Source organism: Pseudomonas sp. HTZ2 (assembly GCF_033173945.1).
Lineage (GTDB): Bacteria > Pseudomonadota > Gammaproteobacteria > Pseudomonadales > Pseudomonadaceae > Aquipseudomonas > Aquipseudomonas guariconensis.
The window spans coordinates 1,766,659-1,780,543 of sequence record NZ_CP137332.1 but is presented as its reverse complement, the minus strand read 5'-3'; the positions used below and the strand labels follow the sequence as shown (position 1 = coordinate 1,780,543).

General features: G+C 62.5%; 10 protein-coding genes and 1 pseudogene. 3 read left to right on the top strand and 8 right to left on the bottom strand.

Going from position 1 to position 13,885, the window contains the following annotated elements; all coding sequences use genetic code 11:
• Positions 1-2 precede the first annotated feature (2 nt).
• From R6G97_RS08350 to pcaR, 7 genes are all read right to left on the bottom strand, one after another.
• Positions 3-1,355 carry a 3-carboxy-cis,cis-muconate cycloisomerase gene (locus R6G97_RS08350; RefSeq protein WP_317847983.1) on the bottom strand — a complete coding sequence of 451 codons (1,353 nt, stop codon included), beginning with the start codon at positions 1,353-1,355 and terminating at the stop codon, positions 3-5.
• 9 nt (positions 1,356-1,364) lie between these two features.
• A complete protein-coding gene (locus tag R6G97_RS08345) occupies positions 1,365-2,654 on the bottom strand; it encodes an MFS family transporter (protein ID WP_043206413.1) in 1,290 nt (429 codons plus the stop codon).
• A 173-nt stretch (positions 2,655-2,827) separates the two neighbouring features.
• Positions 2,828-4,033: a 3-oxoadipyl-CoA thiolase gene (pcaF, locus tag R6G97_RS08340; protein WP_317848148.1), complete on the bottom strand. Its 1,206-nt coding sequence runs from the start codon at positions 4,031-4,033 to the stop codon at positions 2,828-2,830.
• Positions 4,030-4,809 carry a CoA-transferase subunit beta gene (locus tag R6G97_RS08335; RefSeq protein ID WP_043206411.1) on the bottom strand — a complete coding sequence of 260 codons (780 nt, stop codon included), beginning with the start codon at positions 4,807-4,809 and terminating at the stop codon, positions 4,030-4,032. Before R6G97_RS08335 ends, pcaF begins: the two co-directional genes overlap by 4 nt.
• The gene (locus R6G97_RS08330; protein ID WP_043206410.1) at positions 4,806-5,666 is read right to left on the bottom strand and encodes a CoA transferase subunit A; all 861 of its coding nucleotides are present in this window, start codon (positions 5,664-5,666) and stop codon (positions 4,806-4,808) included. Before R6G97_RS08330 ends, R6G97_RS08335 begins: the two co-directional genes overlap by 4 nt.
• 259 nt (positions 5,667-5,925) lie before the next feature.
• Complete coding sequence (locus R6G97_RS08325; RefSeq protein ID WP_182816303.1) at positions 5,926-7,272, bottom strand: MFS transporter; 1,347 nt, start codon at positions 7,270-7,272, stop codon at positions 5,926-5,928.
• Between the two features lie 340 nt (positions 7,273-7,612).
• Positions 7,613-8,488 carry a pca regulon transcriptional regulator PcaR gene (gene pcaR / locus R6G97_RS08320; RefSeq protein WP_070576040.1) on the bottom strand — a complete coding sequence of 292 codons (876 nt, stop codon included), beginning with the start codon at positions 8,486-8,488 and terminating at the stop codon, positions 7,613-7,615.
• Between the two features lie 561 nt (positions 8,489-9,049).
• Between pcaR and R6G97_RS08315 the strand changes: the two genes are divergently transcribed.
• Positions 9,050-9,250 carry a hypothetical protein gene (locus R6G97_RS08315; RefSeq protein ID WP_043206523.1) on the top strand — a complete coding sequence of 67 codons (201 nt, stop codon included), beginning with the start codon at positions 9,050-9,052 and terminating at the stop codon, positions 9,248-9,250.
• A gap of 320 nt (positions 9,251-9,570) precedes the next feature.
• Positions 9,571-11,043, top strand: coding sequence for an inorganic phosphate transporter (locus R6G97_RS08310; RefSeq protein ID WP_043206408.1), 1,473 nt, complete (start codon positions 9,571-9,573; stop codon positions 11,041-11,043).
• Between the two features lie 91 nt (positions 11,044-11,134).
• Here R6G97_RS08310 and R6G97_RS08305 read toward each other — a convergent pair whose 3' ends face one another.
• Positions 11,135-12,610 (bottom strand): helicase HerA-like domain-containing protein, encoded by a 1,476-nt coding sequence (locus R6G97_RS08305; protein WP_043206407.1) that lies wholly within the window; start codon positions 12,608-12,610, stop codon positions 11,135-11,137.
• A 166-nt stretch (positions 12,611-12,776) separates the two neighbouring features.
• On the opposite strand from R6G97_RS08305, the pseudogene R6G97_RS24935 reads away from it, so the two are divergent.
• Positions 12,777-13,796, top strand: a pseudogene (locus R6G97_RS24935) (HAMP domain-containing protein); the annotation flags it as partial.
• Between the last annotated feature and the right edge of the window lie 89 nt (positions 13,797-13,885).

The following is a 13,885-nucleotide window of genomic DNA, read 5'->3' as shown; positions in this document are numbered from 1 at the left end:
CTTCAGGCAGTGAAACGTTGATGTTCGGCCACGGCCCGCGCCACCCAGACGCGGGCCTGGCCCAGGTAGTGGGCAGGGTCGAGCAGACGGTCGAGTTCTTCGGCGCTCAGCTCGGCGCTGACTTGCGCGTCCTCGCCCAGCACCGCGCGCAGATGGCGCTGCTCGGCCACCGCACGTTGGCAACAGTCCTCTAGCAGATGGTGGGCGCGATCACGCCCCAGGCGCTGGGCCAGGACGATGCTCACCGCCTCGGCCAGCACCAGGCCTTGGGTCAAATCCAGATTGCGGCGCATGCGCGTAGCATCGACCTCCATGCCGTCGGCGATCACCTGGGCCTGGCGCAGGGCGCCGGACACCAGGCAGCAGATTTCCGGCAGGGTTTCCCATTCGGCGTGCCACAGGCCCAGGCTACGCTCGTGTTCCTGAGGCATGGCGGCGTACATCGTCGATACCAAGCCCGGCACCCGCGTGGCGGCGCCGATCAGCACCGCGGCGCCTACCGGGTTGCGTTTGTGCGGCATGGTCGAAGAGCCGCCCTTGCCCGGCGCGGAGGGCTCGAACACCTCCCCCGCCTCGGTCTGCATCAGCAAGCTCACATCGCGCCCGAATTTGCCCAACGTGCCGGCCACCAGCCCCAGTACCGAGGCGAACTCCACCAGCCTATCGCGCTGGGTATGCCAGGGTTGCTCGGGCAGGCTCAGGCCCAGGTCCGCAGCGAGCCCTTCAGCGACCGGCAGAGCCTTGCTGCCCAAGGCCGCAAGACTGCCGGAAGCACCGCCGAACTGCAGGCACAGCAGCCGTGGACGCAGTTGTGCAAGACGCTGACGATGGCGGGTCAACGCGCCCAGCACACCGGCCAGCTTCATGCCCAGGGTGACGGGCGTGGCGTGTTGCAACCAAGTGCGCCCTACCAAAGGGGTATCGGCATGTAGCAGGGCCTGGCGCGCCAGGGTCTCGGCCAGCTTGGCAAGATCGGCCTCGATCAGCGCCAGGGCATCGCGCAGTTGCAGCACCAGACCGGTATCCATCGCGTCCTGGCTGGTCGCGCCCAGGTGAACGTAACGCTCGGCCTCCGGTACGCCGCTGGCGATCACTTTGCCCAAGGCCTTCACCAAGGGGATCGCCGAGTTGCCCGCCGTGGCGATGGCCTCGGCTAGGGCGCGGATGTCATAGCGCTCGGCATGGCAGGCGGTCTCGATGGCCGCCACGGCACTGTGCGGTACCAGCCCGACGGCCGCTTCGGCGCGTGCCAGGGCAGCCTCGAAATCGAGCATGCCCTGCAGGCGACCGCGATCGCAGAAGATCTCGCGCATGGCGGGCGCTGTGAAGTAAACGTCGAAGAGCTGGTGGGTCATGCAACGTCCTTAATGATCATGGTGCAGGTACGCAGCCTGCTTCGGCAGGCGCAGACTGAACAGGAAGGCCACCGCCATCATGGCGGTCACGTACCAGTAGAAGGTGTTCTCCATTCCCAGGGTTTTCAAGCCCAGGGCCACGTATTCGGCTGAACCGCCGAATACCGCGTTGGCCACCGCATAAGCCAGGCCGACGCCCAAGGCACGCACTTGCGTGGGGAACATCTCGGCTTTCACCAGGCCGCTGATCGAGGTGTAGAAACTGACGATGCACAGCGCCAGCGTCACCAGGACGAAGGCCAGCAATGGGCTGGTCACGGTCTTGAGCGCCATCAGCAGTGGCACGGTGAACAGCGTCCCCAAGGCGCCGAACAACATCATCGAGTTACGCCGGCCAATGCGGTCGGACAACATGCCGAACAGCGGCTGCAGGATCATGAATAGGAACAGCGCCCCGGTCATCACGAAGCTGGCGCTCTTGGCGTTCATCCCGGCGGTGTTGACCAGGAACTTCTGCATGTACGTGGTGAAGGTGTAGAAGATCAGCGAACCGCCGGCGGTATAGCCCAGCACGGTGATGAACGCCGCGGCGTGGTTACGGAACAGCCCGCTGATGGTGCCGGCCTCTTTGTCCTGGCGGGTTTCGGCGCTGCTGGTCTCTTTCAGCGAACGGCGCAGCATCAGCGAGATCAGCGCGGCGATGGCGCCCACCACGAACGGGATACGCCAGCCATAGGCACGCAGCTCATCCTCGGTCAGCAACTGCTGCAGGATCACCACCACCAGCACCGCCAGCAACTGCCCACCGATCAGCGTGACGTACTGGAAAGAGGCAAAGAAGCCGCGCTGCCCGCGCAGTGCCACTTCACTCATGTAGGTCGCGGTAGTGCCGTATTCACCGCCCACCGACAGGCCCTGGATCAGCCGCGCCAGCAATAGGAGGGCCGGCGCCCAGGTGCCGATGCTCGCATAGGTAGGCAGACAAGCGATGATCAGCGAGCCGCCGCACATCATCAGCACCGAGATCATCAGGGAATTCTTGCGCCCATGGCGGTCAGCCAGACGGCCGAAGATCCAACCTCCGATCGGACGCATCAGGAAGCCTGCGGCGAACACCCCAGCAGTATTGAGCAACTGCACGGTGGGATCGTCCGAAGGGAAGAACGCCGGGGCGAAGTAGATCGCGCAGAAGGCATAGACGTAGAAGTCGAACCATTCCACCAAGTTGCCCGAGGAGGCACCGACGATCGCGAAGATGCGCTTACTGCGTTCTTCGCCTGTGTAATAGCTAGAGGTCATGACGTGCTTACTCCTGGAAGGCCATTGCTAAGTCTAGACACACCCAGTAACAGTCTCGTTCCGCAGCCCGGCCTGCACCTTACGTGGAGCGAGGTCCGGCAGTCCCTATTCGTGGGTAAATCGGAGCGCTAAACCGCCGCTCCGATTTACGCGCGAAGGGTCCAAACACCCGATCAAACGCGCTCGATCGCCAATGCCAGCCCCTGCCCAACGCCCACGCACATGGTCGCCAGGCCTTTGCGCCCGCCGCGCTTCTCCAACTGATGCAGTGCGGTCAGCACCAGGCGGGCCCCGCTCATGCCCAGCGGATGGCCCAAGGCAATGGCCCCGCCGTTGGGGTTGACCTGAGGGGCGTCATCGGCGACACCCAGCTCGCGCAGTACGGCCAGGCCCTGGCTGGCGAAGGCTTCGTTCAGCTCGATGACATCGAAATCTGTCATCGCAATGCCCAGTCGCTCCGTCAACTTGCGCACCGCAGGCACCGGACCGATTCCCATCACCCGAGGCGCCACACCGGCGCTGGCCATGCCCAGCACCCGTGCACGCGGGGTGAGGCCGTGCTTTTTCACCGCTTCAGCCGACGCCAGGATCAACGCGGCCGCGCCGTCGTTGACGCCCGAAGCGTTGCCGGCAGTGACCGTCTTGTCCGGGCCATTGACCGGTTTGAGCTTGGCCAGAGCCTCCAGGGTGGTCTCCGGGCGCAGGTGCTCGTCCTGCTCGACCAGGGTCTCGCCCTTCTTGTGAACGATACGCACCGGTACGATCTCTTCGGCGAAGAACCCAGCCGCCTGGGCTGCCGCAGCCTTCTGCTGGCTGCGCAGGGCGAAAGCGTCCTGGTCGGCGCGCGAAACCTGATAGTCGTCCGCCACGTTGTCGGCCGTCTCGGGCATGGCATCCACGCCGTACTGGGCCTTCATCAGCGGGTTAATGAAGCGCCAGCCGATGGTGGTGTCCTCAAGCTTCATGTTGCGCGAGTAGCCGCTCTCGGCCTTGCCCATGACGAAAGGAGCACGGGACATGGACTCCACCCCGCCAGCGATGGCCAGCTCCATCTCGCCGCTGGCGATGGCGCGGAACGCGGTGCCGACAGCATCCATTCCCGAGGCACACAGGCGGTTGAGGGTCACGCCCGGAACGCTTTGTGGCAGGCCGGCCAGCAGCAGCGCCATGCGCGCCACGTTACGGTTATCCTCGCCGGCCTGGTTGGCACAGCCCAGGAACACTTCGTCGAGCTGCGTCCAGTCGACCTGTGGGTTGCGCTCGATCAATGCCTTGAGCGGCACCGCCGCCAGGTCATCGGCACGCACGCCGGCCAAGGCGCCGCCGAAGCGGCCGATGGGGGTGCGGATGGCGTCGCAGATGAATACGTCACGCATCAGGCTTCTCCTGCCGTCTGGCCATGGGCGGCGGCGGTACGGGCCTCAAGGTCGCGCAGCGCGCCCAGCTCGACCTCGGTGGGGGCATCGGTGGTCTGCACGCTGTCGGCAAAGCGGATCGGCCAACCGGTGGCGGCAATGATCTGCTCGCGGGTCACGCCTGGATGAATCGAGGTGACCACGAACTCATGGGTGCCGGCTTCCGGTTCCATGATGCACAGGTCGGTGATGATCCCGACCGGGCCCTCGCCCGGCAGGCCCAGGCGTTTGCGCGAATCGCCGCCCTCGCCGTGACCGACCGAGGTGATGAAGTCCAGTTTCTCGACGAACGCACGAGGCGACTGCTTGAGGATGATCAGCACCTGCTTGGCGGAACCGGCGATCTCCGGTGCGCCGCCAGCACCCGGCAGGCGCGTCTTGGGCGCGTGGTAGTCACCGACAACGGTGGTGTTGATGTTGCCGAAGCGGTCGACCTGGGCAGCGCCAAGGAAGCCCACGTCAATGCGCCCGCCTTGCAGCCAATAGCGGAAGATCTCGGCGGTTGGCACTACGGTATCGGCGGTTTCAGCCAGCTCGCCGTCGCCGATCGACAGCGGCAACACGCTGGGCTTGGCACCGATCGGGCCGGATTCGTAGATCAGCACCACGTCCGGGGAGGACGTCAGGCGTGCCAGGTTGGCGGCCTTGGACGGCAGGCCGATCCCCACGAAGCAGACCGCGCCGTTACGCAGGCGACGGGCTGCGGCGACAGTCATCATCTCGGAAGTGGAATAGTTCATTGCGCAGCCTCCGCGGTGCTGGCCAGCTTGGCCTTGAATTCATTGAAGTCAGCGGTGCCACGGATGTAGGTGTCGATCCAGGCAGTGAACGACTCACGGTTGCGCGCAATCGGGTCCCAGGCTTGGTAGAAGCGGTTGTCGCGCTCGTAGTAACCATGGGCGTAGGACGGATGGGCGCCGCCGGGCACCAGACATACGGCGCTGAGCGCCCAGGTCGGCAGTACACAGGCGTTCATCGGGGCCTGCAGGTCATCGACGATTTCCTCGACCGTGACGATGCAGCGCTTGGCCGCCAGGGCCGCTTCCTTCTGCACGCCCAGGATGCCCCAGAGCAGTACGTTGCCCTTGCGGTCGGCTTTTTGTGCGTGGATCACGGTGACATCCGGGCGCACCGAAGGCACGGCGGCGAGTACTTCGCCGGTGAACGGGCAGGTCACGCTCTTGATCAGCGGGTTGACCTTCGGCAGGTCGGAACCTGCGTAGGCGCGCAGCACGGCAAAGGGCAAGCCCGAAGCACCGGCGACGTAGGCATTGGCCAGGTCGGCGTGGCTGTGCTCTTCGATTTCGATGGCGTGAGGCCAGTGTTTTTCCACCGCATCGCGCAGGCGGTGCAGCGAGCCCACACCGGGGTTCCCGCCCCAGGAGAAGATCAACTTGCGCGCGCAACCGGCACCGATCAATTGGTCGTAGATCAGGTCCGGGGTCATGCGCACCAAGGTCAGGTCCCGCTTGTTCTGACGGATGATCTCATGGCCGGCGGCGGTCGGGATCAGGTGGGTGAAACCTTCGAGGGCGACGGTGTCGCCATCCTGGATGAATTGCTTCACGGCATCATGAAGCGAGAGGATTGCTGCCATTGGAGACTCCTGGTCAGGACGAGTCGGGTCAGGGAGCAGCGGGCCGATGCATCGCTGCGATGGGCTCAGATTAAGGAGGACGCCGGGGTGCTTACAATCCGATAATCGCACTTTTGTGCGATTATCGAACTATTTGTTGTTCTGCTATCCATTCATCCCAGACCGCAGGGCACACCTGTGTGGAGCCGGGTTTAACCGCGAAACATCGGTGAGGTGCACCCTCTCATCTGCGGGTAAATCGCTCCTCCACCCAGAGCGATCAGGTCGCGTCGGCGTGGCTCACCAGCCCTTTGACCACCACACCCACGGTGGCCAGCGCCGCTGGCACCAGCAGCGCGGTCAGCACCTGTTCGAAGTTCCAGCCAAGTCCCAGCAACGTCGCGCCGCTCCAGGCCCCGAGGATCGCGCCGAACCGGCCGATGCCGAGCATCCAAGACACCCCGGTGGCACGCCCTTGAGTGGGGTAGAACCGCGCTGCCAACGAGGGCATGGCCGATTGCGCGCCGTTAATGCACATGCCCGCCACCAGCACCAGGGTGGCCAGCAGAGTCATGTTGCCCAGGCTCTGCCCGACTGCGTAGGCGAACACACCCGCCAATAGATAGAACAGACCAATGACCTTGTGCGGGTTGAAGCGGTCCATCGCCCAGCCCACGCCAACCGCGCTGAGTACGCCACCGAACTGGAACAAGGCGCCAATGAACGCGGCCTGCTCCATGCTGGCACCACTGTCACGCATCAGGGTCGGCAGCCAGCTGGTCAGCAGGTAGACGATGACCAGCCCCATGAAGTAGGTCAGCCAGAGCAAAACGGTGCCCAGACCATAGGTGCCGGAGAAGATCACCGTGAACACGTTGCCGGCGGCCACCGCCTTCTGTTCCGGCACACTGAAGCTCGCCGCCTCAGCTACCTTGGCAGGAGCGATCGGAGCCAAGGCCTTGCGAACCTTGTCGATCCCGCGATTGCGCACCACCAGAAACCGCGCGGACTCCGGCAACCACACCAGCAGCACCACCGCCAACAGCAGCGGCAGCACGCCACCGAGCACCAGCAGGCTATGCCAGCCGTAGGCGGGGATCAGCTTGGCGGAAATGAAACCACCGCCTGCCATGCCCAGATTGAAGCCACAGAACATGCTGGTGACCAGCAATGACTTGAGCCGCTCGGGGGTGTACTCGGAGAGCAGCGTGGTGGCATTGGGCATACCAGCGCCCAGCCCCAGGCCAGTGAGAAAACGCAGCACCAGCAGTTGATCGACGTCGGTGGCATAGGCCGAGGCCAGGCTGAAGCCGCCGAACACCAGCACCGCCCCGACCAGCACGCCCTTGCGCCCGAAGCGGTCAGCCAAAGGCCCCGACCCCAGGGCACCGAACACCATGCCAATCAGCGCAGCGCTCATCACCGGGCCAAGGCTTGCGCGATCGATGCCCCACTCCTGGGACAGGGCCGGCGCGATGAAACCCATGGCCGCGGTATCCAGGCCATCGAGGAAGACGATCAAAAAACACAGGATCACCACCCGCCACTGATAGCGGGACAGTGGCTGGTCGTTGATGAAGGACTGGACGTCGAGGCAGTTTCCGACAGCGGTTTGCGGTTTATTCATTGTTGTTGTCCGGAAAATGAGGCGCAGACAGGCCACTGCACACGGAGGATGTGCAGGGAGCAGGATAAGCGAATGCGTCGGTGGATCAGCCGGAAAGCGGCGACGCTGCAGGCGGGTGCGGCCGCGACAGCGAAAGGACAATGCTCATGGGGTGCGTCTCGAATGTTGTTATTGTCCGGTCGGCAAACCGACCGTTGCGCAAGACATTAATCAGCGCATCCCAGGTGCGCAATTCATGGAAAACGAGACTGTGCGTTAATCGAACAAGAAACGCGTGGCGCCGTTCGGCCTGTGGATAAATGCAGACCGTGAATGGGCCGCGAAGCGGCCCTGGGCATTGCTATCCAAATAGCTGGTGGCAGAGGTCGCGGCTGGCCGCCAGCAGGATCGGCAGGAAGCGCTGCTCCAACTCGCTGCGCGTCACCCGACCCACGTGAGTACTGACGTTGAGCGCGGCCAGTACCTGCCCCGAGGCGTCGTAGATCGGCACCGCGATCGAGCGCAGGCCCTGTTCCAGCTCCTGGTCCACCACGCACCAGCCTTGGGCGCGCACCTGCTGTATGCAGGCGAACAGTGAGTCCGGATCGTGCAGGGTTCGACTGGTGCGGGCTTTGAGGTCGGCGCGTTCGAGGTATTCCCAGAGACTGGCATCGTCCAGTGCTGCCAGCAGGATACGCCCCATCGAGGTGCAGTAGGCCGGCAAGCGGCCGCCCACCGAAAGGTCGACCGAGATCAACCGCTCCACCGTTGCCGAACGGGCGATATACAAAATGTCGTCACCTTCGAGCGTCGCCATGTTGGCCGCTTCGTGCAACTGATCGCTGATCCGATCCAGGTAAGGCTGCGCGGAGACCGCAAGAGGTGTCGAGGACAGATACGCATGCCCCAGGGTCAGGACCTTGGGCAACAACGAATAGGTGCGCCCATCGGTGGTCGCGTAACCCAGTTTGATCAGGGTATGCAGACAGCGGCGCACCGCCGCCCGGGGAATCTCGGTGCGATGGCTGATCTGTGCGATGGTCAGGTGGCGCTTGCGCTCCTGGAAGGCCTGGATGACCGCCAGCCCACGGGCCAGCGAAGTCATGAAATCCGGGTCGCCGGTAAAGGCCTGGATACGTTTGGCGGGCGAGGCCACGATCGGCGGGGCCAGTGCAGGCGCTGCGGTACGTCCCGGCTCCGGATTGGCGGAAGCCTTGTCCTGGGTTTCTTCGCTCATGATGAACCTCAAAAAAAACGGTCGCTTGTGCGATTATCGAACCAACGGCCGATAATCGCAATTGACCGCTGACACTTTTACTTATACCTTTCTCCTGCCACATGTGGCTTCTTTGGAGAGACTGGTCAGGTACCCACCGTAGAAGTCCCAGGCAACGGCCTCGTTTCCCACGAGGCCGTTTTTGTTTTCCTTGTTGTTCGCCCGAACTTTCATGGACGAGCACACCTCAAACTTTCACGGCCAGTCTGATTATCGCCATTGTGCCCACTACATAACTTTGAATGTTTGGCACGTGCCGCTAAAGAATGATGGCCATTGACTTATCGATTGCTATAATCGAATGCGCTGGCCGGATCGTTCATTCAGAACGATATTCGTCGACGTTCCCACGGAGACGCCGCCAGTCAGGTGCAGGGCTCAGGGCCTACCCCGTTAATCCAAGTGCCATGTACCTCATGGATCCTGTCGCTGCGACAGCATGTTCGCCTTGGCGACGTAGCCGTCTGCATAACTTTGCATGATGAACGCCAAGGCAAAATTTCAACCTATTCGGGTATGACTGTGACGAAAGAAGAACTGCGCGCGGAACTCGAGCGCCAGGCTGAACGTTACAAGGAAGTATACGGTGGTGAAGTGACCACTTACGCCGCGCAATTGGAACCAGAGCGCAAACCTTGGCGCAAGCGCGCCACTGTCCAGGACCAGGTCTTCGCCCAAGAGCTGGAAAAAATGGAAAAGGAACTGCGCAGCGAGAACACCTGACCCGGTGTGCCTTGCGAAGCGGCGCACCACCGCCTTCAACGCGGTGGTGCGCAGCGGTCCTTTTATCGATGCGCCATGATGAAATGGAATTACACAAATTTCATACGATCGTTTGAAATAACCACCATATTCATGATTGCGGGTTTTACCTGCTTTTTTGTGGTTTTTTAGCGATTTTAGTCGTGAAAAACCCCACCCATCTTGCATCGAATCGCCGCTTCCCTGGGATGCTTCCCATCTCGTCGATCGGTTGCAGGGGCATCGATTGCCAAGGTTTTCTGGCATAATCGCGCCCCCCCTATGACCGCCAGACAACCTTCATGATCGATTTATTCAGCGGACTGGATGCGTGGGTGCTGGTGAGCTTGCTGCTCGCTCTGACCTTCGTGCTCGCATTCGAGTTCATCAATGGCTTTCATGACACCGCCAACGCGGTAGCCACCGTCATCTATACCAAAGCCATGCCACCGCACCTGGCCGTGTTCTTCTCCGGTGTGTTCAACTTCCTCGGGGTTCTGCTCGGCGGCGTCGGGGTGGCCTATGCCATCGTCCACCTGCTGCCAGTCGAACTGCTGATCAATGTGAACACCGGACACGGGCTGGCCATGGTCTTCTCGTTGCTGGCCGCGGCCATCACCTGGAACCTCGGCACCTGGTACTTCGGCATCCCCGCATCCAGCTCTCATACCCTGATCGGCTCGATCCTGGGCGTGGGCCTGGCCAATGCCCTGCTCAACGACATCCCCCTCGGCGATGGCGTCAACTGGCAGAAAGCGATCGACATCGCCATGTCGCTGGTGATCTCGCCCATGGCCGGCTTCGCCGTCGCGGCCCTGGTATTGATCGGCCTCAAATGGTGGCGCCCGCTGTCGAAGATGCACAAGACACCGGAACAACGCCGCAAGCTGGACGACAAGAAGCATCCGCCATTCTGGAATCGCCTGGTGCTGGTGATTTCCGCGATGGGCGTCAGCTTCGTGCACGGCTCCAACGACGGCCAGAAAGGCATCGGCCTGATCATGCTGGTCCTGATCGGTATCGTTCCTGCCAAGTTCGTCCTCGACCTGAACAGCACCACCTACCAGATCGAGCGTACCCGCGACGCCACCCTGCACATGAGCCAGTTCTACCAGCGCAACGCCGCCACCCTGGGCGAGTTCCTGGCACTGGGCAAGGCCAAGTCGACCGACCTGCCGGAGCAGTTCAGCTGCAATCCGCAGCAGACCGAACCGACCATCGCCGCCCTGCAATCGTCGCTGCACGGTGTCACCGACTACCGCGACCTGAGCGCGGAGAAGCGCGTCGAAGTCCGTCGCTATCTGCTCTGCCTGGATGACACCGCCAAGAAGGTCGGCAAGCTCCCAGGACTGGAAAGCCGTGAAAAGGCCGACCTCGAGAAGCTGCGCAAAGACCTGACCGCCACCACCGAATACGCACCGTTCTGGGTGATCGTGGCTGTCGCCCTGGCCCTGGGCCTGGGCACCATGGTCGGCTGGAAGCGCGTGGTGCTGACCGTCGGCGAGAAGATCGGCAAGCAAGGCATGACCTACGCCCAGGGCATGTCGGCGCAGATCACCGCAGCCTGCGCCATCGGCTTGGCCAACGTTTTCAGCCTGCCGGTCTCGACCACCCACGTATTGTCGTCGGGTGTCGCCGGCACCATGGTCGCCAACAAGAGCGGCCTGCAAGGCGGCACCGTGAAGACCATCCTGCTGGCCTGGGTCCTGACCCTGCCGGCTTCGATGGGCCTGGCCGCCGGCCTGTTCTGGCTGGCCTCCAAGGCGATCGGCTGATCGATACCGCTGTCATGAAAAAGGCGCCTTCGGGCGCCTTTTTCATGGGTTCACGATGCCTAGCACCTGTGAGTGCTGGCGCCACTGGCCACTACCGCCGTTTGCCGCCCAGCAGCGAGCCCATCAGGCCACGCACCAATTGGCGCCCCAACTGATTGGCCGCCTGGCGCACTGCCGACTTGATCGCCTGCCCCGCAGCACTCTGCAAAAACTCTCCAGCCTTGTCGGCGAAGCTCTCCTCATCGGCCTTGGGCTGCGGCACGGGCTCCACCGGCTCGCCCTTGCGAGCGGTCAGCATCTCATAAGCCGATTCACGGTCGACTGGTTTGTCATAACGTCCCGCCAGTGGCGAGGCTGCAACCAGCGCTTTGCGCTCGGTCTCGGTCAACGGCCCGATACGCGACTGCGGTGGCGCTACCAGTACCCGCTGGACCATTTCCGGCGTGCCTTTCTCCTGCAGGGTCCCTACCAATGCCTCACCGATACCCAGTTCGGTCAACACGGCGAGTGCATCGAATGCCGGGTTAGGACGGAATCCGTCGGCCACGGCCCTGAGCGACTTCTGCTCCTTGGCGGTGAACGCACGAAGCCCATGCTGGATACGCAGCCCCAACTGCGCCAGCACGGCATCGGGCAAGTCCCCTGGCGACTGGGTCACGAAATAAACCCCTACGCCTTTGGAGCGGATCAGTCGAACCACTTGCTCGAGGCGATCCTGCAGGGCCTTGGGGGTGCCGTTGAACAGCAGATGCGCCTCGTCGAAGAACAACGCCAACACCGGTTTGTCGGCATCACCACGCTCGGGCAACTGTTCGAACAGCTCGGCCAACAACCATAAAAGGAAGGTGGCGTAGACCTTCGGCGCCTCATGCACCAACCGGCTGGCATCGAGCAAGTGGATGCGCCCTCGCCCATCGCGGTCCGGGCGCAGTAGATCCTCCAGTTGCAGGGCCGGCTCTCCGAACAGGGCCTCGGCCCCCTGTTGCTCCAGAGTCGCCAGGCGACGTAGCAGGGCCTGGGTGGAGCCCGTGGTCATCAATGCGCTGTCCTCACCCAGCAATTGCGGGTTGTCCTTCAAGTGCCCGAGCAGCGCCTTGAGGTCCTTGAGGTCCAGGAGCAATAGCCCTTCGCGGTCAGCCACCTTGAAGGCTGCGTATAGTGCTGCCTGCTGGCTGTCGGTCAGTTCCAGCAAGTTGCCCAACAACAGAGGCCCCATTTCACTGAGTGTCGTTCGCAAGGGATGACCCGACTCCCCTGCAATATCCCACAAGGTCACGGGATAGGCCTGAGGGCGGTGGCCCAACCACGGCATTGCGGCGATACGCTCGGCCACTTTGCCCTGCGGGGCTCCGGCTGCCCCCAGGCCGCACAGGTCGCCCTTCACGTCGGCGGCGAACACCGCAACTCCCGCATCGCTGAAGACCTCGGCCAGGCGTTGCAGGGTCACGGTCTTGCCCGTCCCTGTGGCACCGGCAACCAGCCCATGACGGTTGGCCAGGCGCATGGCTTGGCTCACTGGCTGGCCGTCAGGCCCCGCCCCCACAACTATTTGCGAAGTATCCGACATCTTCTTTCATCCTCTATTCAAGCTTTGCCGCATAACGGCCGATACCCCGTGGTGCTACTCATTCTGAAAGACAGGAACATCCCGAAAAGGACCTCCGGTGATTGTTGCACTGTTTTCAAGCTGCCTTCGTGCGAACGACCCGATAAAAACCTTAGCGGACCACGCCATGAACAAAAGCCTACGTTTCAGCCACAAGATTCTCTTGGCGGCGTCTTTGATCGTGATACTCGCCTTCAGCCTGTTCACCCTCTACAACGATTATCTCCAGCGTAATGCCATTCGCGCCGACCTGGAGAGTTATCTGGCTGAAATGGGCGAATCCACCTCGACCAACATTCGCAACCTGTTCGATGGCCGAATCAAGTTAGTGGAAAACCTGTCGCAGAACATCGCACAGAATCCGGCCAATGCCGAAACCTTCATGAGTCAGCAAGCCCTACTGTCGAGCTTTCTCACCGTCTACCTGGGCAAGGTGGACGGCGGCTTCAGCGTGCGTCCCGATTCCAAGATGCCCGACGGCTACGACCCTCGCGTGCGCCCCTGGTACAAGGACGGCATGAACGCCAGTGGCGCCATGCTGACCGAACCCTACATCGACTTGACCACCAACAAGATGGTCATCGGTATCCTCAGCAAGGTCTCGAGCACTGTCGGTGTGGTCGGTGGGGACCTGGCCCTCGACGGCCTTGTGGACATCATCAATTCGCTGGACTTCGGCGGCATGGGCTACGCCTTCCTGGTCAACGACCAAGGCAAGATCCTGGTACATCCGAACAAAGACTTGGTGATGAAGTCGCTGTCGGACCTGTTCCCACAGCAAACACCCAAGCTGTCCGGCGAGCTGACCGAAGTCGAGTCCGACGGCCAGGCTCGCTTGCTGACCTTCACCCCGATCAAGGGGCTGCCTTCGGCCAACTGGTACATCGGCCTGTCGGTAGATAAAGACAAAGCCTTCGCCATGCTCAGCACCTTCCGCACCTCGGCGGTGATCGCGACGATCGTGGCGGTGGTCATCATCATTGCCCTGCTGGGTTTACTGATCCGCGTGCTGATGCAGCCCTTGCACACCATGACCCGTGCGATGGAAGACATCGCCGAGGGTGAAGGCGACCTGACCAAGCGCCTGCAGATCCATCAACACGATGAGTTCGGCATCCTCGGCACGGCGTTCAACCGCTTCGTCGAGCGTATCCACGCCTCGATCCGCGAAGTGTCCTCGGCCACCGAACAAGTCAACGAAGTGGCCTTGCGGGTGATCAGTGCCTCCAACTCGTC

What these genes read in the sequence shown, in the direction of transcription:
- R6G97_RS08350 (WP_317847983.1), bottom strand. Translation starts at nt 1,355, where the DNA reads ATGACCCACCAGCTCTTCGACGTTTACTTCACAGCGCCCGCCATGCGC.
- R6G97_RS08345 (WP_043206413.1), bottom strand. Translation starts at nt 2,654, where the DNA reads ATGACCTCTAGCTATTACACAGGCGAAGAACGCAGTAAGCGCATCTTC.
- R6G97_RS08335 (WP_043206411.1), bottom strand. Translation starts at nt 4,809, where the DNA reads ATGAACTATTCCACTTCCGAGATGATGACTGTCGCCGCAGCCCGTCGC.
- R6G97_RS08330 (WP_043206410.1), bottom strand. Translation starts at nt 5,666, where the DNA reads ATGGCAGCAATCCTCTCGCTTCATGATGCCGTGAAGCAATTCATCCAG.
- R6G97_RS08325 (WP_182816303.1), bottom strand. Translation starts at nt 7,272, where the DNA reads ATGAATAAACCGCAAACCGCTGTCGGAAACTGCCTCGACGTCCAGTCC.
- pcaR (WP_070576040.1), bottom strand. Translation starts at nt 8,488, where the DNA reads ATGAGCGAAGAAACCCAGGACAAGGCTTCCGCCAATCCGGAGCCGGGA.
- R6G97_RS08310 (WP_043206408.1), top strand. Translation starts at nt 9,571, where the DNA reads ATGATCGATTTATTCAGCGGACTGGATGCGTGGGTGCTGGTGAGCTTG.
- R6G97_RS08305 (WP_043206407.1), bottom strand. Translation starts at nt 12,610, where the DNA reads ATGTCGGATACTTCGCAAATAGTTGTGGGGGCGGGGCCTGACGGCCAG.